Here is a 21,488-nt window from a genome sequence, read left to right as displayed (position 1 = left end):
CGCGTAGTTCGCCAGTAGCCGCCTTACTTGCGGCCCCAACCGACTAACCCCGGCCACCGAACTGTGGTGGCCGCTCGCTCTTTGAAAGTACCTGCGTCTGGGCCTTTGACCCCGTGCGGCGTTGCGCCGCGCCCGTTTCACAACGGCCGCATTGACACTTGAGTTGATTGATTAATTTGATATTAATTAATTGATTTATTTATCATTGCTCTGTTTCTTCTTGTAATCATTGCTTTGTTATTCTTAGCTATTGATTAATTTCTTGTATTTGAATCATTCAGGTATAGGACATGAAAACTCCCGGCAGGTACTTTCATTTGGGCTACTGATTTCAATTGCTTTCTCCCTTATATGGCTTCTCCTCTACCATCTCCATCCGAACCGAATGCAGCCGAAACTCCGGCCCGCCGTTCTGTAGCGGAGGTGGCATTGGCAGTCATTTCTGGTGAGCTCATTCCAGCTAACGAGCTAGCACTGTTGTTCAGCTGCGTTACCGATGTTCAACAATTGGCCTTCGCGCTGAACGCAGCCTTGCAGCAGGATTTAGATGAAAACCCCCAGCACAAGCCTAAGCTCATCACACCCAAGCTGCTGAATTACTACGCTTACCATAAGAAGGAAACCCGCTACCGCACCTTTCAGATTGCGAAGCGCACGCGGGGGGAGTTCCGCACCATCAAAGCGCCCGACCACGGCCTACTGCGCTTGCAGCGCTTGCTGCTCCGCTGCCTCACTGCTGCTTTCACCACCAGCCACCCGGCTTCGCACGGCTTTGTACCTGGCCGTAGCGTACTCACCAATGCGCTGCCCCATGTGGGCCACCGGTTCGTGCTGAACCTAGATTTGCGCAACTTCTTCCCCAGCACGTCGGTGGGGCGGGTGATGGCTGTGCTGCAATTGCCACCGTTCAGCCTCGCCAAAGAAAGTGCTTACCTCGTGGCCAACCTCTGCTGCGACCAGGGCAGCTTGCCGCAGGGCGCGCCCACCTCGCCCTTGCTCACCAATGCCGTGTGCCAGCGCCTCGACCGCCGCCTCCAGCAACTCGCCACCCGCCACCGCTGTACCTACACCCGCTACGCCGACGACCTCACGTTCTCGTGCAACCGTCCGGTTTTCCGCGCCGCATTTCACCAGGAGCTTAACGCGACACTCGCGGCCGAAGGCTACCAGCAAAATGAGCAGAAACAGCGCCTCCAAACCCCGGAAACCCGCCAGGAAGTAACCGGCATCGTGGTAAACGACCGCCCCAACGTACCCCGCGAATACGTGCGGCAAATCCGGGCCATGCTGCACAACTGGGAAACCAAAGGCTATGAAGCAGCTAGTGCTACATTGCGGCAGCATTATCCCACTAGCAAAGCCCACGCCCGTCACAACGGCAAGGTGCCGAAACTGGAGCGGGTTCTGGCGGGGAAAATTGCTTACTTGGGGATGGTTAGGGGGCAGAATGACTCTGCGTTCTTAAATCTAATAAAATCTTTTTTAAGAATTAAAGATGCGGGACAATAGTATGCTAGCTATCGAAGAAGCTTGCGCCACTCTGCGTAACGCAGCCGATGTAATCATGGCCTTTATCAAGGAAAGGGTGGCGAATATTGCTAAGGATTATGATTATGAATTCATAAAGAACAAGAAGCTTGCACGGCGTTTATGTGAATTCTTCTCAAGAATGTTAGATGCCAAGATTGGTATATTCTATCTTAATAAGGAGCAGGCATTTGAGGAATTTTCGAGAAATGCTTTTTTGCAGATAGAAGGTCTGATAAACGTATGGTATGAACAGTATTACATCGGCGAACAGGGAAACGACGTAAGAAAAATTAACGAAGAATTCGTGCTGTTCAAAACCAGTGAATATTTTCGGCGTCCAAATAAGCCATCTAGTTTTGAAGAATTAATGGCAAAAGCTAATAAATTGCTCGGAGTAAACACTTCGAAATTTATCAGTGACTATATTGATTTGAGCAATCCATTTGCGGGAGCAAATACGGATAATTTTTTTGATAAATATAAATCCGTTTTTAACGATTTAAAAATAGATTATATAGACTTTAGAAAGATAGTATTTAAATTTAATTCCACTGACATTAACAAAGTTAGCTTTGATAATAAAGCGGATTTATTTTTCAATAAAAAAGGTAGTTACTATGTTGGGACAGTTGTGCAACGCTTATCAGAATTTAGAAATAGTGTTGCTCATCCTAGAGTATTAGACAAAAAATCTAATTATTATTTAGAACTAGTTGGGCAGGAGCATCGAATTGCATTGATTAGCAAGCAATACGGTGTGATTTACAATAAAGTAAAAGCAGACTTAACCGCCGAAGCCGCGCCCACCGCCGAAGCCGCGCCCACCGCCGAAGCCGCGCCCACCGCCGAAGCCGCGCCCACCGCCGAAGCCGCGCCCACCGCCGAAGCCGCGCCCACCGCCGAAGCCGCGCCCACCGCCGAAGCCGCGCCCACCGCCGAAGCCGCGCCCACCGCCGAAGCCGCGCCCACCGCCGAAGCCGCGCCCACCGCCGAAGCCGCGCCCACCGCCGAAGCCGCGCCCACCGCCGAAGCCGCGCCCACCGCCGAAGCCGCGCCCACCGCCGAAGCCGCGCCCACCGCCGAAGCCGCGCCCGGTGAAATTAAAGGTCAGCAAGAAAAGAAGTCAAGGGGCTCCTTCAAAAAACCTAAGCCGACAGGCAAGAAGAAAAGATAGAAACTATGCCCCTTTCCCCCGACCAAACTGCTGCCCTCGCCGCCTTCCACAAATTCCTGGATAGTTCCGAAGAGCCAGTGTTTCTGCTGCGGGGCTACGCGGGCACGGGCAAAACCACCTTGCTCAAAACGCTGCTGGCGGAGCTGACGCGGCCCGCCGTGCTGCTGGCGCCCACGGGCCGGGCGGCGCGGGTGATGACCCGCCAAACCGGGCGCGAGGCCACCACTATTCACCGGGGCATCTATAATTTTGAGAAGCTGCGGCGGTTGGAAGAAACGGAAGACAACACAGGGAAAGACGATGCGCACAAGTCGTTCAAATATCATTTCGACCTAGCGAACAATCAAGCCACGAAGGGCACGGTGTTCGTGGTGGATGAGGCCTCGATGATTGGCGATAAGTACAGCGAAAGCGAGTTTTTCCAGCTGGGTAGCGGGCGGCTGCTTAGCGACTTGCTCCAATACGTGCAGCCCTCGGTGCACAACGGGTATAAAATCCTGCTGGTAGGCGACCGGGCGCAGCTGGCACCAGTGGGCGACCCGGAATCGCGGGCGCTCAACGAGCAGTGGCTGTGTGAGCGCCTGGGCATCGTGGGGGCGCTGCCAGGCCGGGAGCTGACCGAAGTAATGCGTCAGCAAGCCGATAGCGGCATTTTGCGCAATGCTACTGCCGTGCGTGAGTGCCTTCGCACCAGCGACTTCAACCGCTTGCGCCTGACGCGGGCCGCCGATGTACAGGATGTGCCGACGGGCGAAATCCTGGCTACCTATCTGGGGGCTGGCGGCGGCCCGCAAGCAGGCGACAAGACGGTCATCGTGACGTATTCCAACAACCTGGCCCGGCAGTACAACGAGCAGGTACGGGCGCATTTCTTTCCGGGGCAAACCAGCGTGGCCGTGGATGATTGGCTAATTATCGCGCAAAACAACTACCTCAACCCCGAGGAGGCCATCTACAACGGGGAGTTTGCCACTGTGCTGGAGGTAGGCGAGTCGTACGGCATTTCGCGCAAGGTCTCTATTGCCGTTACCGATAAGAAAACGCTGGAAAAGAAACGAACCGACGTGTACGTGCCGCTGCGCTGGCGGCGGGTACGCCTGCGCCTCACCCGGCCCGACGGCAGCCAGTACGAAGCCGAGCGGCTGCTATTGGAAAGCTTTCTGACCAGCATTGACGGGCAGTTGCGCCCGGAGGCAACCCGGGCGCTTTACATCGACGCGGTGATTCGGTGGCGTGAAAAAACCGGGCACGACCACAAACATCCCGAGTTCAGTGACTTCCTCAAAAACGACCCGCAGTTTCAGGCCCTGCGGGTGAAGTACGGCTACGCCATCACCTGCCACAAGGCCCAGGGCGGCACCTGGGACACGGCTTTTGTCGATTTCCAAGGCTACGGCGGGCAGCGCCATGCTGAGTATTTTCGCTGGGTTTACACGGCCATAACGCGCGCCGCCAAGCAGCTGTATCTACTGAACCCGCCAGACTTTGTGCCGTGGGGCGAGATGCGCGTGTTCGACCCGCTGGGGGTGCCTCCTGCGCCGGGCGGCATCGCGTTGTGGCCGGAAGTGCTGCGTGCCCAAACGGCCCTGTTTGACCCGCTAGATGAACTGGAATCCCGGTTAGGAATCGCCAGCCGACCAGTGGCCCAAGTGCAGCAGTTTCGGCGAGTGGCAGGCCAGCTTGGCGAAATGGGGGTAAATGTAGAGGACGTAAGCGACCAGCAGCACGCTCTGCGCTACCTGCTGCGCCGGGGCGAGGAGCGGGGCGAAGTGCTGGCCTATTATAAAAACGATGTGCCTTTTAGCAAGGCCGTGGCGCAGGGCAAAGCCAATGCCCTCGCCCAGGAGGCGACTACCCGGCTGAACGAGCCGCTGCCGGCGGGCATTGCAGTAGTGCCGGCCACCTTCGCCGACGATGCCCCACCCGCGCTGGCCGGCTTTTATGAGCAGTTTGCGGAAGCTGCCACCGAAGCGGGAATCATGATTCTGATTGTGCAGCACCACAAAAACCTCGAACGCTACCTGCTCCAGGATGCCACGGGGCGGGCCGTGCTGAACCTGGATTACGACGGCAAAGGCCGCATGACCGGGGCGCGGATTACGCAGCACGATTCGCAAAGCTTGCTGCACCGCGTGCAAACCATCCTGCAAAATCTGGACTAACTTTTCCGCCCCATTATGCCCGCTACCATTACCGCATTGTGCCAAGCAGGCGAGTTGGCCGCTGCCTACCAGCAAGCCAAAGCCGCGCTAGCTGAGCGTCCTGACAGCACTTTTGCCCAAGCCGATATGCATCTCGTGGCGATGACCTGCATTAAGAAAGCAATGGGCCAGTCCGATGTAGTTGGCACAACGCGGTGGCTCCAGAAACTGGCGGCGCTGGCCCTGCCGGCCCACGCCGGGCGCGACGAGCAACTGTGCTGGGAAATACGCAAACTGCTGGCTACTATGGCCAAGCGGCAGTACCCACCCTATGTGGAAATTGCTGAGCTTCTACGGGCGCTGCCGACCATTACATTAGCCCCGGTGGCTTCATTGGGCCGGTCACTGCTCCTGCAAACAGCTTTAAAATTTAAAGAGCAGCTGTCCGCCGAGTGGTGGGCCTGGTGGAACTTCGAGCTTCTGCGGCCGGAGGATTACGTGAAAGAGATTTTCACTCCGGCTGATACCGGCAAGCCCATGCGGCTACCCGCCCTGGCCGAAACAGCCTATGGAGCCTACGCCAAAAGCCTGATTAAGCGGCTGACTCCAACTGATAAGTTGACGGGAGCCTTTGGTCAGTCTATTCAGGCCGAACAGCAAGCCGAAACCCGACTAGAAGCCCAGGCACTACTGCCCCGCCTGGAAGAGCTGTCGACCAGCCATGCCGACTATAATTGGCTGGGCTACTACCGCGCCAAGCTATTGGTGGCCTTAGGTGACACGGCCGCCGCACTCCCCACGTTGCTGCCGTTGGTGCGTCAGAAAAGCGGCGAGTATTGGGCCTGGCAACTGCTGGCCGAAACGTTGCGGCCAACTGATTCTGCCGTTGCGCTTGCCTGCTACTATCGCGCTACGAAGTGCAACAGCGAAGAAATGTACTTAGGCAAAGTGCGTGAAACGTTGGCTAGCCTACTGCATAGTGCAGGACACTTCGGCCTAGCACAGGAACAGCTTCGGAGGCTTGCTCAAGCCAAAGAGGCCGAAGGCAAACAGCCACCCTACGCAGCTAAGCAATTAATGGGGCAGCCGTGGTTTGCCGAAGTATATCCAGTCGACAAAACTTTGTCAGCTGCACTTTTGGCCACAGCCGAGACAGCTGCATACGGCGACTTGCCCTGGAAACCTGTCGCGCTGCAGGAATTCATCGCTGCAACTGCTGAAAAGCCTGCCCGCGTGCGTCTGCTACCCGGCGGCCGCAATGCCCGCCCCCTAACAGTGCGGTTAAAAAAATACCCATGGCTGGCGAAAGAAACCCTAGGAGCCCCGCTACAAGTGCGCTGCGAACCAGTCAATGGCTTTGAGCAGGTAGTTCAGCTAGCGGCCCGGCCCGAAGGCTCCCCGTGGGATACTCGCCCAACTCCACGTCCAGAGCCAAGCCCCATTACTCGTGATTTTGATGGATTGCTGCGTGTACAGGATGCCGGGTTTGGCTTTGTCAATGATGTATTCGTGCCAGCTCGCCTCATCAGTCAGCACAATTGGACTTCCGGACAACACCTGCAAGGCATTGCCATCTCGCAGTTCGACCAGAAAAAAGGCAAAGATGGATGGGTGCTCAAGCAAGCAAAGGCTATAGAACAGGACAAGCTGTCTAGTGTAGCATCGCCTCAATAGCCCCCACAATTCAGATGCTAACCCCACATAGGTGAAATCAAGCAACGGCTTGTCGCCTAATTACGGCTGCCATTTACTGCGATGCCAGTCCAAAAACGCGGGGTCCGGTAGAAACCGCCGCCGCGCTGGCAGCCGCAGCGCCTGGCCATGGTACTGTCCTAGCAGTTCCCCGGCTGCTTGAGCGTCCGGCCGGTTCTGCTGCCGCACGGTCGGCGCTACCTCAATTACATAGTCGTCCGGCCGGATGGTGAACAGCCCCAGCTCAAATGCCCGGTCGTGCAGCGCATTTAGCGCCAACCCATTGCGCGGATTCAGTCGGTTGGCAACGTCTACCGCCCAGGGCTTTATATGACCCGCCACCAGCAGCGCCGGCTGGCGCAGGCCCGTGATGCAGCAGGTATTGTCAGACGCGGCCAGCACCGTGCGCCGAAAAAACTGCTGATTCACCCGCACGTTCACCAGTTGCTCCTTCACCCGGCCCACCGGTACCGGTGGCAGCGGCTCGTATTCCGCCGCCACGTCTTCCAGCGTGAGGTGCTGCGCTTGCGCCAGCAGCCGCTCACTTTCCAGCGCCCGCCCCGCCCAATCGGCGTAAAATTCCTGCCATACCTGCCGGTCCAGGTGGCTGGCATTGCTCATGCCCGCCCGGTCCAGGCTCGGGTCGAGGCTGGCGAAATTCACCAGCTTCAACGCCACCGAACTCGGCGTACGCCCAACCAGCCCCGCCAGCTCGATAATGGCCGGGTTGCCCTTGTGCAGCTGGCCGAAGGTGAGCTTGCAGTACAAGTTGATGGCTAGCAACAGCTCGTCGCGGGTCCAGAGGCGTTGGCCTTGCTTCATAGCCGCGAAACTACCCCAATTTCAACCATTGTAGACCAAATGATAGGATAGGTTAAGTCCCTCTGTTAGCCTTCAAGTGCTTGACAATAGTCCTTTAGCTTATTAACTTTCATATTTCTGATTTGTGGCATCTATTTAAAACGTTAGGCCATGATACCTGAAATTACCCTCACCTTCACGGAAGACCAGAAAGCAGCGCTAGAGCAGTCAATCCAGCGCGAAATCGAGCACCAGGTGAGTACCATTCTGTCCCGGTTGCCGCTCCCCGAGGTAATGTTTTCCTTCCCGCAAGCCGCCAAACTGCTGGCGCTGCATCCCGAAACGCTGCGCGATTACACCAAGCTGCCCGCTCGCCACCCCCGCCGCCTGCGCTACGTGGATTGTACTGGTAGCCCCCGTGGCCACCGCATCACGGCCGCCGAGCTGCTCTCTTGGCAGCAGCGCAACCACCCCGACACTCAGTTGGAATCCTTTTTCATGAAAGTGGCCGAGCGCCGCGCCCGTCGAAACCGACAGTAAGCCCCAGGTGTATCAGCTTGTCACTTTGTCTCACAGAGGTGCTGGATGTCTCTCACAGTTCATCATTCCAGCGTGACCTGTCCACCGGCACCGGACCCAGTTCGTGGCCAAATAATCCGAGAACCTGATTGACCTTGTCCAGCTGCAGGGTAGCTTTCCCTTGTTCTAATTCCCGCACAAACCGCAAGCCCACGCCCGCTTTGGCGGCCATATCAGGTTGGGTAAGCCGAAGCATTTTCCGCCGCTGTTTAACGAACTGTGCAATGCTGTCAGCCATAAAACCAATCAACCGGGGATAGAAGGGACATTGACTAAAAGTATACCCGAGCGGGTGTAAATATAGAGTTTCGGTAACATAATGTACCCGGCCGGGTATAAAAAAAGGCCAGCCCCTAATCAATAGGAGCTGGCCTTTATTAGTCGTTGATGGGGCTTTTACCCCGCAACCTCGTCCGAAGCTGCTGGTGCTACGTCCGGCACCAGAGGCGTTTTCGGAGTTACGTCTTTAGCCACGGCTTTAAGAGCCGGCGCCGGCGGGGTAATCGGCGTGCCTGTCACCACCTCACCAAACAGTGGGTTAGCCGGCAGCGGCTGCCCGCCGTTGGCGTCCGGCACTTGATTGAAGATTACTGCTTCCTCACCCGGCGCGCTCTGCGCCAGATGGTCCTGCAGCACTTCCTGCCCGCTGTTGGCGTGCAGCGCCTGCGTGAGCAGCGTGTAGGTGCTCACGTCCGCGTTGTAGAGCTGGTTTAGCGCGTTCATCTGCGTGGCCGCGTCTTCAGCTGCGCCAATGGCATCCGAGAGGAGTTGGGTATAACGCCGGGCCTTCTGGTCGGCTTTAGCCCGCAGGCTGATGGCGCGCTTCATGCGCCGCTTGAATTGCTGTTGATAGGCCGTAAGTGCCATAATTGTCAAAAAATGAATGTGAAAAGAAAGACTTAATCCAAGTCAGCATCCGGCGGCAGCATGGCATCGCCCGAAGTTGCCGGCAGGTTGACAAACACGGCCGCCGGGGCCCCGCCCAGGCTGGCCCCCGCCACTTGGTTGAGCGCCGCCGCTGTACCAGCCAGCCGGTAGCCGTCTACCAAGTCCGTGCGCAGGCTCATGTTGGTCCCATACAGCGTGTTTATCCGCCCGATATGGTCGGCCGCCGTTTCGCCCAGCGCCAACACTGTAGCCAGCCGCGCCACCAGGAAACGGGCCTGCCGGTCTGCCTTGGCCCGCAGCGCCAGGGCCTTTTTCATACGCCGCTTGTACTGCAGCTGATAGCCGGTGAGTGCCATGGCAAAGGGGAGGAGTAAGGGAAGAAAAAACGGCCAGCCGGTGATGGCTGGCCGTTCCGACAAGTTCTCATGGCTTAGGCCACGTACTCAATCGCCAGCGGGTTAGTGCTGTTGTTGTTGAGGGGATAGAACTTGCCGTTCACCTGCTGGTAGAAGTTGATGCCCACCACGCCCACCACCAGGTTGGCATCGGCCGGAGCAGCCGGGAAGCTGGCCACCAGCGTCTGGTTCACCAGAGCCGGGCTGTTCACGGCCAGGATGCCCAGCGGAGCGGCCACCACCGCGTTGGTGAAGGTCAGAAGCTCCATGTCCAGCGACGAGGCCGCGAACACCAGCTCAAAATGCGTCGTGCCCTGCGGCGCGGCAATGTCTGAGGCCGGGTTCAACGCCGGAATCGTCATGGTCACGTCCGCGCCGGCCCCCGTCACTTCGTAAGGGAAGTACATCGTCTGCCCGATGCCCGCGCCGGCGTTGAAGTTGAAGCCGAGCAGCGGAGCCGAGTTCGACGAATCGTACACGCGCTGGCCCCGGTCATTCGTGTCATCGAGCCCAATAATCTCGCGCATCTTCTGCGTGAGACGCGAGGCCACGCGGCTGTCACTGGCCGAGGCAATGGCCACGCGCAACGAGTCGCGCAGCACCTTGCTATACTTGGCCGCCTGGCCAAATTCCGCCGTGTTCTCACGGGTACGCGCCATGCTGGCCGCCGTCATGAACTTGGCTTTGTTGGAAGCCGGTTTTTGCCGAATGCTTCCGTCCTTGGCAAACACGAGGCCCCCAACGGTGCCCTGAATGCCCAAAATACCGGTCTGCTGTGCCATAATAAAAAAAAGTGGATGAAGTGGATGATTGTAATTGCCGCTTGACCCACTTAAATGGCCCTGCGCTCAATGGTGGACCAAAATTCATCTACTATTTTTGTCTAGTCAAGCACTGCGCCCACAATAGCCCGGTTTGCGCCCGCTCACTCCATGCCGCGTATCTGCATCTATCCCAAAGACGTGGCCCAACTCACCGGCCGCAGCTACGACGCCGCCAAGCGCCTGGTCCGCCGCGCCCGCGAGGCCGCCGGCAAACCAGCTGGGGCTCTGGTGTCGGTGCGTGACTTCTGCCAACTCACCGGCCTCGACGAAGGTGAGGTAAGCGAAGCCCTCAACCGCAAGAGCGCCTAGCACTACCCACCTTCGACCGTACCTCAAGTAACCCTGAACCGTACCTCAGCCCTAGCTCAGCCGATGACGGCCCATTAGCAGCTGGAGCGTTTGTCTATTCACTACAGCGCTACACTAATTCTCCGATAGCCTTCTTCAGCGCCGCGCTGCCGTTCCAACCACCCAGTTTGCGGGCCACCGCCTCCGCCGGCTTCCGGCCACTGCGTCCGGACACGTCCGCGAACAGCTCCACCAGCTTCTTGGTATTGCGCAGGGGTTCGGCGGGTAGTTCCAGTAGCAGGTTGGTTAACACCTGCAGCAGGGCGTCATCGGTGCTCGCGTCAATGGCGCGGGCTTGCTGCAAGTTGTCAGCCAAGCGCTGCACCGGAACGAATTCGTGTGCCAGAAAGCGGCCGAGTATGGTGCCCAGCTCCGCGGGGGCAAGCCGCCCATTGGCGCAGCCAGAAAGGAAAACCTCCAGGGCCAGGGCCCGGCACGCCGGCACCTTGTGCATGAGACCCAGCGCCAGCAGCAGGGTAGTGGGTGCTGGAAACATCGGGCCCGGGCCCAGCAGCTCTTGCAGGGCCGCCTGCATCACATCGCGCTCGGTGGATTCCAGCCCATCGGCCCAGGCGGCGGTCCGCACCACGTGCCAGTGCAGGGGCACCGGGTTATTAGGTATCAGGCTGGCCACAAAACGGTAGTCGTGGGGCAGCAGCCACCCGGCCTGGCCCATGGCCCGGAAGCGGGCGTGCTGGGAGTAGAGCAGCAGCGGCGACGGCGGGGTCTGGCTCGTGTACTTACTTGGGAACTGCAGCACTGGGTATTGCTGCGTCACCGTGGGCTTACCCGGTTTCCACTGCTCCACCCACGTATTGGTTTTGATTTCGAACTCCCATTCCGGTGCCCAGGGGCGCACCACCCCCGTGTAATCCGTCGGAATTAGCCCGTTCAACTCTTCAAACACGCCCTCGGGCTGACGGGTACGGGCAGCCACCGCCCACAGCCACGGCCAGGCATCAGCCAAGGCACTGGTACTGCCCGCATTGGCCGGGAGGAGCTTGCCCAGGCGCGTCGTCAAGTGCTTCAGCAAAGAGGTTTTCGCAGGCTGGAATGCAGGTAGGGGATGTTGACCGGGCGTCAGCAGCCACTGCAGCAGCTCGCGCAGTTCTACCCGCTGCAGGAGGGAGAGCCGGGCTAGGGCCGTTCGCGCATCTGCTGCATTAGCATAGGCCGTGCGGGCCAGCGCCACCACCAAATCAAACGGGTCCGGCTCTACTTGGGCAGCCTCGTACTGCATTAGCTTGTCGACCAGAACCGAGGGAGCTACCCAATGCGGTGCCTGCGAGGGCGTGCTCAGCAAGGGTAGGCCGGAGCGGGTGCGCAGGTGGTTTTCGGCAGCCCTGAAACGGCCTTGTTCCACCAACACCAGCGGGTCCGAAGTGTCATGGTCGTGCCGCACGTTAACCTTGTTCACGCGCTCAGTGGTGAAGCCCTGCGCCCAGCCGAGTAGCAGAGCCTGAACCAGCCCAATGTGCCCCGATAGCCCATTGCCTGCAATGATGGCGCTGGCCTGCTCGCCGGTTTTTCCTTTCAGCGCCGGCCGCACCTGCACCAGGTAGGGCATAAGCTGCTGGGCCGCATCAATTGGAAACTGTGGGCGCAGCCGCAGCAAACCATCTACCCACCGTTCCAGCTCCAAGGCGTTGTCGTGGCGCAGCACCTGCCCGGTAAGAAAGAGCAGCTCGTGCCAATCAGCAACCGGAACCACGGCAGTAGCTGCCGACAAGTCAGGCACGAAACCCACTTGCGGTACATAGACACCGCCTTCCGTCGGTGAAAGTGCCGGCGTCGACCCCAGCCAAGTACCCAAGAGTTGCCGGGCGCCCGCGGTCAACAGGTCAGCGTAATCGGCCAGCCAAGTCAGCAGGTCAGCCTTTTCATCGGCCGATAGCAGCGGCTGCTTGGCCTGCAGCATCGCGGCCAGCAGCTTGGCCGCTTTCGCTTGCACGGCGGCATCGGCGCTGGCCATGGCGGACACGGCTAAACGTCCCAGCTCCGGCGCCAGGGCCGGGTTGCGCTTCAATAGCTTCTCCAATCCACCCAGCAAGGTGCGCTGCGCTGTTTTAAGGTCCTGCCGGGTAAGCACGCCTTCGGCGTACAGTAGCAGCGGAGCCGGGTCGAACGCCGCATCCGTCCAGAAAGCTTTTAGCTGGTCCATCGCGAAGTTGACCACTTGCGGCTGCGTGTGCGCCAGCAGCTCAACCAGCTCCAACTGCTGAGATAAACACTCCGCCGGGGTGGGCTGCAGGTCCAGAAATAAATTTTTAAACCACGTCAGCAGCGGCCGGCGGAAGTCGCGCCGCAAGGCCATCAGGCTGCGCGTGAGCAGTTCCGTCCGGTCAAGATGACCCGTGGCCACTAAGTGACCCAGCACGTTGAGCCACGCAACGTGCTGCTGGGCCACTCCCGTGTACGCCTGCGTCGAATCAACCGTCGTGTCGTAATCGAAAAACTCCAGCAAGTCCCGCTCAATGGTGGCGGCGCCGGCCTCAAAGTCGTGCAGCAGCTTTTCGGCGTAGTTGGGAACCGGCTTTTTGTCGCGGCGGAAGTGGAAGCTCTTCAGGTGCAGCGAGTGGGCCAGCGTGCGGCTGAACAGGGCAGAGTCGTAGTCAATGAGTCCCCGGGATTCCATTTCTCGCAGCAGCTCGTAGTCAGGCAGGCCCCAGGGCCCGCCTCGGCTCTGGCGTTCAAACCACTCTCGAAACCAATTCGGCCGGGCGTATTCCGCCACCGCAAAAAAGGCCTCCCGGTGAGCGGAACGGGCGTCGCCTTCACCCCAATGCATGCCCAAGGCCTCGTTCAGCCCCATGGCTTCCTTGCGAGTGTACGTCGCCACCCCTGCCAAAAACAGCATGGCCAGCTGCAGCTCCGTGCCCGTCCGCCCCCAGGTGGAAGAGCCCAGCTGCCGGAACTCGGTTAATTCCTTCCGAAGAGCTTTGGTTTTGGCGCGAACGGCCAGCTGCTCTTTCTTATCCAGGGCAAGTAAAAGAGGCACCAGTTGGCTCAGGCCTTGGTGGCGAATGATGCGCTCGAAAGTGTCGACAACAGACATAGGTGATGAGGGAAAACGGGCAGGAGGGGAAGGGGCGAAAAGAGCAAGCTGAGCGGGAGGCGACTTACAAAAAGCGCATCTGGGCTGCTAGAATGTGCTTGCACGGCCCTCGCTGGCCTTGGTGGCTGCTAAACCAGGGGCAGGTGCACCGTGCTGCTTCCGCACCGCCCACCACTACCGTGTGCCACACGTCGGTGCCGCGCACCCGCGCCTCGGTACGGCCCCCGGCTCCCAGGCCCACGAGTTGCACGTCATCGGCCGCGTCCAGCAAGGCGCGGGCGTTTTTCAGGCGCGGGTTCATGCTCAGGATGCGGCCAAGCTTGAAGGGCAGGCGCCGGTAAAAGTGCTGGTTGTCGGCCAGGTCGAAGCCCAGTAGGCCCATGGCCGAGAGGCTGGCGCAGAGCCGCTCCACGGTGCCGGGCGCCAGGTCATGCTCCAGGGCAAACAGGCTGGGATTAAACACCTCGTTTCCGCGAAACAGGCGGTTGGCCCCGCTAATCCACTCCGCCGGCAGTTCGTCCATTAGCGTTTCCAGCTGATTGCCTTCGCCCGAGAAGCCCCGCCACACGTCAGCCGACAACGCCAGCAAAAAGCTCTGCCCACCCCCGAGCTCGAGCACGAAGGCCGAGGCCTGCCCGTCCGGCGTGGCGTACACGCGCACAGCTTCGCAGAGGGGCAGCAACCCGTCGAGTAGGCGCAGGCGGTGCACCCCGCCCACCTGCACGGCCCCGGCGCTGGCCACCGGAGTAAAGCTGGGTCGCACGCCCCGCAGCACCAGGTAATAATCAGCTTTGCTAGAGCCGGCCGGAATGCTTTGCACCAGTTGAACGGCCTGAACGCGCGTCAGGCGCAGCTTTTCCTCCATCAGCGCCAGATAGGCCTGCACCGAGGTCAGGCCTTTAATCCAGCGCTCGGGCAAGGCTACTTTCCGCTCCACCACTTTGCCCGCGGCCCGCTCCAGCACCACTTCCTGCTGTCCCACCGACAGCAGCACCGGCTCCGTGCGGGAGATGCGGGCCAGCGCATTCACCATCGGCTCGTTGAAGTCCACGTTGGTAGTCCCGCTGCTGAGAAATTCCCCATCCAGGGCCTCCGGTCCTAGGTCCAACCGAGCATACACGCCGTTGCACGAGGAAAAAGCTTCGAAGCGCAGCTGGCTAGCGCCCGCCGTCACAATAGGGTCCCGCAAGGCGATACTCTGCGGTACAAACCGCGAGGCAACCACCTTGGCCAAGGTGCTCAGCCCACGCGCCGCGAGCCAGGAGTTGCGCAGCCTGCCCCAGAAGAAACAGGCGGTTTCTGTGTCCAGCCCTTCCTCGGCAAAAGCGGACAGCAGCAGGGCGTTGCCCTCGGGGCGCTGCTCCAACGCAGAAGGGCGGGCGTACGAGTAAGCGAAGTCAGACATATAGTAGTGGTCAACTAATTATAATAGCAATTTGCAACTAATTTAATTAGTAAACAACTAAATTGACTAGGGATTGCTTAACAAAAACTTTTGGCATCCTTTAGTCCACCAGCAGCTGCGTGACTGCCGCAGTGTTCAGGGCCCAAGCGGCAGGATACACTTCGTCAGCCTCCGGTGTGTCAACCAGTTCCATATGCTGTGCTTTGGCTTTAATGGCCAACAGCTGTCCGATGCTCAGCTTGCTTTCCAATTTGCGCAGCAATGCTTGCACGCCGGTTGCATTGAGGTTCTGCACCAGTTGCCCTTGAAAAGCCATTTCCAGCCACACAATCTCACGCTGAGCTACGTTCAGCACCCCAAACACCAACCCTTTTGATAAGCTCTTGCTAACCCGCACCTGGTGTTGCACACAGGAAGGGTCGTAAGCCACCCCGCTTTGGGAAATGCGCATGGGTTGCTCGCTGCTCATCCATCCAATACTGGTATTCGGCACAATTGCCCCGTAGGTATAGGCATTGGACGTAAACGTTACGTACTGCGCCTGCGCCTGCTGCAGCGCCGCCAAGTCCAACTCAATGTATTCCGCCGTGCCTACCTGGTCAGGTATGGATTGAATGTCGCCGCTATGCTTACAGCCGGTGGCCACCAACTGCGAAAACGAGCAGATTTCCGTGCCACCCGCGAACGACACTGTGCAGCTCAGGTCCAGGTCTAGGTGCTGGGCCGGCAGGCCCACACCCCATTGCATAAACAGGCGCACCGTGTCGCCCGCCACCTGAAAGCGCGTGCCCATCAGCGCCGCGGGCAGGTCCTGCACGGTCTCGCTGCGGTCGCCAATGGCCACGGGAATCTTGTATAGCGTCGGGTCGATGTACATGGTGCGGTTGGTCGTGGGCTGTGCCGCAAACCGCCGCTCCATGGCGAGTCCGCACAGGCCGGCCACCGCTTGCTGCATGGCCTCTAGCTCGCTCTCGTCATACATGTCCAGCAGGTGGTTGGTCGGAATATGCCGGCCGGCCCCGCCCAAGGGCTTTACCGCGCGCTTGCTGTGCTTCACGAAGTAGCCCTCGGCGTACATATAGAGGGTGAACACCAGTCGGGCCGGCACCTTGTCAATCACTTCCGCAAAGGCAGCAATGGCAGGCTCCGCGCCAAACCACACCATATTGGCGAACAGGGAGCGGGCAAACAAGCCCGGTCGCTGCTTTAACAAAGCGAAGGTCTGCGCCGCGTCCGCCCGCAGCCGGAAATGATTCACGCGTCCTTGCCACACCTCATACGTCTGGTTATAGAACACGTCCAGCGTCTCGCGCAGCTTTTCCCGTCCAGGCTTTTTGCTGTACTCGGCCAGCCGCAACGCCCGAATGAAGCGCACCCACATGCCGCGCTTGGGGTGCATGATTTCACAGAGCTGCGCGGGGCTTTGCGGAAAGGCGTTAAGCCAGCTGGCCACCATGGCTGCCTCGCCACGGCTGTACTTGAGCTTCAGGTCGGCCCGGGTTTGCGCCAGCACCTGTGCTTGGTTTTCCGCCTGGGCCTGTTCGAACCGCTCCTTCGTCCAGCCGAAGCGGGAAATCGTGCGCGCGTTTTTCAGCCGCCGATGCTGAACGGTTTTCGGCTCTACCAACTGCAAAAAGCCAGTCTTCTTGAACCACAGGTACCGCAGAACGTCGGTGGGAGAGGTGAAGAAGGTTTGTGCCTGGTCAGCGCGTCCCAGCTTTACATAGGCGTCCACCACGGCCATACGCGTCTCCTTCATCACGATGGTCACGTTCGTTGGCAGGGGCAGCACCGCCAGCAGGTGCTGCAGGCTGTCTTGCTGCGTAGCATCCAATGCCGTTTTCGAAGCCAACAGGTCGCGCAAGCAGCCGGTCACATCGGCTTCGGTCCACAGCCCTAGCTCCTTGAACTTGCTGCCTTGCCCGGTGTACTCAATCGACGCCAACTCAAAAGGTGTCCCGCAAAAGGGGCAGCCGTTGTACCGCTCCAACGGAAACGTATTTGGCGGAATGATGTGTCCGCAGGGTAGGCGGGTGCCCTTGCCTTGAAACACCGTAGTTACCCAGGTGAGCAAGTGGTCCATGCGCCCTTCGCCTGTGGGCTTGTCCCAGCCTTTCACCAAGGGTGTCCAGTTCTTTTCCATTCCCGTGACCTCGCGCATCACCCCCAGCATTTGCGTCTGGAACGCTGGCGTAGTTCCTGCTAGTGCTTGTCGTAGCGGCTCCGAAGTGGCATAGCCCAACTTTGCCAAATTGGCGACCAGCAGGGCTGTATCTTCAGCCGCGGCCGGAGCAGTGGCAGCACCTTCCGCTGACGGTACATACACCGCTTTCTGCCGCAGGCTGACCTTAATCAATGACTCGTACATGCAATGAAAAGGGGGCTAAGGCTGTAGCGGTTTATGATGACACGGCCACGCCGTAGGAATCAGAAATGAGTGAAGCAGGTTGGATTCGAACCAACGACCCTAAAATTTGGAAGTAAGCGCCGGTTGACCCGAGAAGGTAATTCCACCGCTGTTATGCTCTACCCCTGAGCTACTGCTTCAAAAGCACCAGAAAAAACCAGGTAATTGCGCTGCTGATTTCTTGACAGGAAGGGAAGTAAGCAACGCTTGACCTGGCTTTTTCTTAGGTGATGCCGCAAGGTTTAACTGCGTGCCGGCAAGATAGTGCAGGTGCCCGCAAATTCGAATGGTATCCTAAGCTGACACATTTGCTTAGTTGTGTTGCGCAAGTCCTGGCTGCCTGTTGGCCAATTACTATTGATGCCGACTGCTTCATGCAGCTTACATCAACTCTCGCCCACTTGCTTTCTATTCTCAATACTAAATGAAATTGAAGTAACCTAGTTGGTCTATGCCACTGCAGTTTCGATTCCACAAACCGGATTTGGTACTACTGCCGGCACTGATGCCGTATTACCTTCCCATATCCGCCGCATTTCCTGGTGCTGAAAATCCTCCACCACCTTCGCATAGAGCATGGTCGTTTGAATCTTAGCGTGGCCCAGCACCTTCTGCAGCACCGCCACCGGCAGCCCGCGCATCAGCGAGAGCACCGCGAAGGTGTGCCGCGCCGTGTGCATGCTCAGCAACTCGTGTTTGGGCTGTTGCCGCTTCACCACCTTGCCTTCCTCGACTGTCACCACTTCCACCATCTCCCGCAGCCCCGCCAGCTGCGCAATGCGCTTCAGGTACCGGTTCATCACTTGGTTGCTGTATGCCGGCAGCAAGTGTGCCCGCGTCCCTTCATACTTGTCGAGCAGGGCCGCCGCCGGTGGCGTGAGGTAGATGCTGACCGCTGTGCGCGTCTTGGTCTGCGTCAGCCGCAGGATGCGGCTGCCATCCCAGGTTTGCACGTTGGCTTTGTTCAGCTCTGCCAAGTCCGAGTGACGTAACCCGGTATAGCAGCAGAACAAGAAAGCATCCCGCGTGGCCACTAGCGTAGAGGGGAGCATGGCTTTTTCCAGCAAACTCAGCTCAGCTGCACTCAAATAAACCTTGTCTACCTCAGCCCAACGGATTTTCATCTCCCGCGATTCCACGGCCACCGGCATGCGCCGGTCTTCGCGCACGTAGCGCAGAAAAGCCTTCACATGCTTCACTGTTTTGCACACTGTGTTTTGCCCCAGCTTCTTTTTTTCGCGCAGGTAGGCCAGAAACTTGTCATGCATGGCCAAGTCGTAGTCGCCGAGCTGCAGCTTGCGCTTGAGCGCCTTTTCAAACCCGTTCAAGTGGGTAAGGGTAGTGGCCACCGATACCATCGACTGAACCATGTTGCCCCGCGCCTTTAGCGCCGCTTGGTAATCAGCATAGAGTTCGGTCAGCACAATTGGGGCCGGCTCCTCTTCTTTTGGCGCTTCCACCGCCGGTGGGGCCAGCGCCGCTTTCAGCGCCTCAATTGTTACCGCAACGCCCGAAGCTCGCAGCTGCCGGTACCGGGCGTGCATCCGTTCGGCCAATATATCCAGGTACTCATTGGCCTCAACTAACCCCGGGAATGGTTTCTTAAATCTGCCTTTATCGGCGTTCCACTCGGTAATAAAGCACTTTTCGCGGGTGGCCACGCGGAGCCGCTGCCCGTCGAAGTACGCCCGTAAGTGGATGGGGCAGCGCCCCGCTGCGTCCGGGCGGTCGGCCCGGCGGTCAAACTGAATCTTCAGCATAAAACGGTTGGTTTTTGGGGTGCAATTGGGAGCGCAATTGGGAGCCAAATCCAGCCAAAGAGGGAGATAAATGCTAAATCGTCCAAAAGCAAAAAACCCCTAAAAACCGCTTCTGTTACCAGGGGAGCGACTTTTAGGGGTTTTCGTTACAAACGGTAGCGGTCTGGACGGGACTCGAACCCGCGACCTCCGCCGTGACAGGGCGGCATTCTAACCAACTGAACTACCAAACCGTTTGCCTTGGTGGAGAAGCCGTATGCTTTTCCGTTTTGGTGCTGCAAAGGTAGAGCAAGAAATTGACCGCCCGCAAGGATGGGGCCATTATTTTTCCGGAATTAGGCTCGTTTTGGTGCTTGAGGGTTGTTTATCAGCCTGATTATTTTTTAGTCACTATTGCGTCGGCAGGTGATTTACCTTTGCCGGCGGCCTCACAACCGATATTTGAGGGCCGGTGTAACGGGGGCAAATACCGTTCGGCCCGCGAAAGCGCGTTATTTTTGCCTTCCGACACATTCTTTTTGCTCAGCCATTCGTCGCTCCATGCTCCTCGACTTTGAACAACCCATTGCTGCCCTCGAAGGCAAGCTTCTCGAAATGCAGAAACTCGCCGCCGACAGCGACGTGGAAGTTGGGGAAGCCGTGGCCGCGTTGGAAAAACGCATCAAGCAGCTCAAAAAAGAAACGTATGCCAACCTCACCCGCTGGCAACGCGTGCAGCTCTCGCGCCACCCGGAGCGGCCTTATACCCTGGACTACATAGAGGGCATGGCCGAGAAGTTCGTGGAACTGCACGGCGACCGCACCGTGGGCGACGATAAGGCCATGGTGGGCGGCTTCGGCGAGATTGACGGCCAAACGGTGATGTTTATTGGTCAGCAGAAGGGGCACAACACCAAGCAGCGCCAATTCCGCAACTTCGGCATGCCCAACCCCGAGGGCTACCGCAAGGCCTTGCGCCTGATGAAGTTGGCCGAAAAATTCAACGTGCCGGTGGTGACACTCATTGACACGCCCGGCGCGTTTCCGGGCCTGGAGGCCGAGGAGCGGGGGCAAGGCGAGGCCATTGCCCGCAACCTCAAGGAGATGTTTATGCTGAAGGTGCCGGTGGTGTGCGTCATCATCGGGGAAGGCGCGAGCGGTGGGGCCTTGGGCATTGCCATCGGCGACCGGGTGCTGATGCTGGAAAACACGTGGTACTCGGTGATTTCGCCGGAGTCGTGCAGCAGCATTCTGTGGCGCTCGTGGGATTACAAGGAGCAGGCCGCCGAGGCACTCAAGCTCACGGCCACCGATATGCAGAAAGCGGGCCTTGTGGACGGCATCGTCAAAGAGCCCCTGGGCGGTGCCCACACTGACCCCGGGCGCATGATTGAAACCTTGAAAGCCACGCTGCTGAAGACGCTGAAGGAACTGGCCGCGGTGCCGGCCGAAGAGCGGATTTCGCAGCGCATCGACAAGTTTTCGGCCATGGGCGTGGTAGTAGAGTAGGGCGTACGGGCGGGAGGGTATGGGGGCAGGAGTTAGACAACTGATGTATAATTGTCGCTCATACCCCCGTTCCATCCCACCCTCATAACCTGAATAATGACCATTCACCCCCTCGATACCGGCCTTTTTAAGCTCGACGGCGGCGCCATGTTTGGCGTGGTGCCCAAAAGTATGTGGCAGAAGCTGAACCCGGCCGATGCCAATAACATGTGTACCTGGGCCATGCGTTGCCTACTGGTGGAAGACGGCGGCCGGCTGCTGCTCATCGACAACGGCATTGGTGATAAGCAGGACGAGAAGTTTCGGGGGCATTTTTACCTGCACGGCGAGGATACGCTGGAAAAGTCGCTGCGCAAGCTGGGCTTTACCAGCGCTGATATTACGGATGTTTTCCTCACCCACCTGCACTTCGACCACTGCGGCGGCTCGGTGCAGCGCCGGCCCGATGGGGTGTTGCAGCTGGCTTTTCCGAACGCGAGGTATTGGAGCAACGAAGCGCACTGGGACTGGGCCGTGGTGCCCAACCCGCGCGAAAAAGCCAGCTTTCTGAAGGAAAACATTCTGCCGATTCAGGAAAGCGGGCACTTAAACTTCGTGGGCCTGAATGGCGGCGTGCCCGACGCGCTGCCGCAGTTGCGTGAAATCATCATGGCCGACGGGCACACCGAGAAAATGATGGTGCCGCTACTGGAATACAAAGGCCGTACGCTGGCGTTCATGGCCGATTTGCTCCCCAGCACGGGCCACGTACCACTGCCCTACGTGATGAGCTACGACATGCGTCCGCTCGTGACGATGACCGAGAAGGAAGCCGTGCTGCGCCGCGCCGCCGAGGAAAACTGGGTGCTGGTGCTCGAACACGACCCCGTGCACGAAGCCTGCACCGTGCAGCACACCGACAAAGGGGTACGCCTGGCCGAAACCCTGCGCCTGGCGGATTTGTAAGTGGGCAGCGTGGTGGACCTAGTGGGTTGAAGAGTGGGCAAATTGGTGGATTGCAG

General features: G+C 58.7%; 17 protein-coding genes and 2 tRNA genes. 8 read left to right on the top strand and 11 right to left on the bottom strand.

The genetic code is table 11. The features are described 5' to 3' along the window. Nucleotides 1–507: 507 nt before the first annotated feature. The 4 genes from MTP16_RS19365 to MTP16_RS19350 are packed head-to-tail and all read left to right on the top strand — an operon-like array spanning nt 508 to nt 6,519. Complete coding sequence (locus MTP16_RS19365) at nt 508–1,509, top strand: reverse transcriptase domain-containing protein (protein ID WP_243512955.1); 1,002 nt, start codon at nt 508–510, stop codon at nt 1,507–1,509. A gap of 1 nt (nt 1,510) precedes the next feature. Next, the gene (locus MTP16_RS19360) at nt 1,511–2,704 is read left to right on the top strand and encodes a hypothetical protein (protein WP_243512954.1); all 1,194 of its coding nucleotides are present in this window, start codon (nt 1,511–1,513) and stop codon (nt 2,702–2,704) included. A gap of 5 nt (nt 2,705–2,709) precedes the next feature. Beyond that, nucleotides 2,710–4,866, top strand: a complete 2,157-nt coding sequence (locus MTP16_RS19355) for an ATP-dependent DNA helicase (RefSeq protein ID WP_243512953.1) — start codon at nt 2,710–2,712, stop codon at nt 4,864–4,866. Between the two features lie 15 nt (nt 4,867–4,881). After that, entirely contained in the window at nt 4,882–6,519 is a 1,638-nt protein-coding gene (locus MTP16_RS19350) for a tetratricopeptide repeat protein (protein ID WP_243512952.1), read from the top strand. Nucleotides 6,520–6,579: 60 nt separating this feature from the next. Here the strand turns inward: MTP16_RS19350 and MTP16_RS19345 are convergent, their stop codons facing one another. After that, nucleotides 6,580–7,359, bottom strand: a complete 780-nt coding sequence (locus MTP16_RS19345; protein WP_243512951.1) for an HNH endonuclease — start codon at nt 7,357–7,359, stop codon at nt 6,580–6,582. Nucleotides 7,360–7,509: 150 nt separating this feature from the next. Here MTP16_RS19345 and MTP16_RS19340 point away from each other — a divergent pair, with 150 nt between their 5' ends. Beyond that, the gene (locus MTP16_RS19340; RefSeq protein WP_243512950.1) at nt 7,510–7,878 is read left to right on the top strand and encodes a hypothetical protein; all 369 of its coding nucleotides are present in this window, start codon (nt 7,510–7,512) and stop codon (nt 7,876–7,878) included. A gap of 52 nt (nt 7,879–7,930) precedes the next feature. Here MTP16_RS19340 and MTP16_RS19335 read toward each other — a convergent pair whose 3' ends face one another. The 4 genes from MTP16_RS19335 to MTP16_RS19320 all read right to left on the bottom strand — a co-directional run bounded on the left by MTP16_RS19335 (nt 7,931) and on the right by MTP16_RS19320 (nt 9,982). Then, nucleotides 7,931–8,155, bottom strand: a complete 225-nt coding sequence (locus tag MTP16_RS19335; protein ID WP_243512948.1) for a helix-turn-helix transcriptional regulator — start codon at nt 8,153–8,155, stop codon at nt 7,931–7,933. 158 nt (nt 8,156–8,313) lie between these two features. Next, nucleotides 8,314–8,784, bottom strand: coding sequence for a hypothetical protein (locus tag MTP16_RS19330; RefSeq protein WP_243512947.1), 471 nt, complete (start codon nt 8,782–8,784; stop codon nt 8,314–8,316). 32 nt (nt 8,785–8,816) lie between these two features. Further along, nucleotides 8,817–9,161: a hypothetical protein gene (locus MTP16_RS19325; protein WP_243512946.1), complete on the bottom strand. Its 345-nt coding sequence runs from the start codon at nt 9,159–9,161 to the stop codon at nt 8,817–8,819. A 74-nt stretch (nt 9,162–9,235) separates the two neighbouring features. After that, a complete protein-coding gene (locus tag MTP16_RS19320; protein ID WP_243512945.1) occupies nt 9,236–9,982 on the bottom strand; it encodes a hypothetical protein in 747 nt (248 codons plus the stop codon). Between the two features lie 150 nt (nt 9,983–10,132). Between MTP16_RS19320 and MTP16_RS19315 the strand changes: the two genes are divergently transcribed. After that, complete coding sequence (locus MTP16_RS19315; protein ID WP_243512944.1) at nt 10,133–10,333, top strand: hypothetical protein; 201 nt, start codon at nt 10,133–10,135, stop codon at nt 10,331–10,333. Between the two features lie 109 nt (nt 10,334–10,442). Here the strand turns inward: MTP16_RS19315 and MTP16_RS19310 are convergent, their stop codons facing one another. The 6 genes from MTP16_RS19310 to MTP16_RS19285 form a co-directional block, all read right to left on the bottom strand. After that, on the bottom strand, nt 10,443–13,427 hold the full coding sequence (locus MTP16_RS19310) for a DUF6493 family protein (RefSeq protein ID WP_243512943.1): 2,985 nt from the start codon (nt 13,425–13,427) through the stop codon (nt 10,443–10,445). A 64-nt stretch (nt 13,428–13,491) separates the two neighbouring features. Beyond that, nucleotides 13,492–14,832, bottom strand: coding sequence for an SWIM zinc finger family protein (locus MTP16_RS19305; RefSeq protein ID WP_243512942.1), 1,341 nt, complete (start codon nt 14,830–14,832; stop codon nt 13,492–13,494). Between the two features lie 100 nt (nt 14,833–14,932). Next, entirely contained in the window at nt 14,933–17,200 is a 2,268-nt protein-coding gene (locus MTP16_RS19300; protein ID WP_243512940.1) for an RING finger protein, read from the bottom strand. 70 nt (nt 17,201–17,270) lie between these two features. Next, a tRNA-OTHER gene (locus tag MTP16_RS19295) sits at nt 17,271–17,379 on the bottom strand. A 309-nt stretch (nt 17,380–17,688) separates the two neighbouring features. Continuing rightward, the gene (locus tag MTP16_RS19290; RefSeq protein ID WP_243512939.1) at nt 17,689–18,999 is read right to left on the bottom strand and encodes a site-specific integrase; all 1,311 of its coding nucleotides are present in this window, start codon (nt 18,997–18,999) and stop codon (nt 17,689–17,691) included. A 159-nt stretch (nt 19,000–19,158) separates the two neighbouring features. After that, a tRNA-Asp gene (locus tag MTP16_RS19285) sits at nt 19,159–19,232 on the bottom strand. Nucleotides 19,233–19,539: 307 nt separating this feature from the next. On the opposite strand from MTP16_RS19285, the gene MTP16_RS19280 reads away from it, so the two are divergent. Next, the gene (locus tag MTP16_RS19280; RefSeq protein WP_243512937.1) at nt 19,540–20,487 is read left to right on the top strand and encodes an acetyl-CoA carboxylase carboxyltransferase subunit alpha; all 948 of its coding nucleotides are present in this window, start codon (nt 19,540–19,542) and stop codon (nt 20,485–20,487) included. Nucleotides 20,488–20,583: 96 nt separating this feature from the next. Then, entirely contained in the window at nt 20,584–21,432 is an 849-nt protein-coding gene (locus tag MTP16_RS19275) for an MBL fold metallo-hydrolase (RefSeq protein ID WP_243512935.1), read from the top strand. Nucleotides 21,433–21,488: the final 56 nt, after the last annotated feature.

This window comes from Hymenobacter monticola (genome assembly GCF_022811645.1).
Lineage (GTDB): Bacteria > Bacteroidota > Bacteroidia > Cytophagales > Hymenobacteraceae > Hymenobacter > Hymenobacter monticola.
The sequence above is the reverse complement of the archived record's forward strand: the minus strand, read 5'-3'. Positions and strand labels throughout refer to the sequence as shown.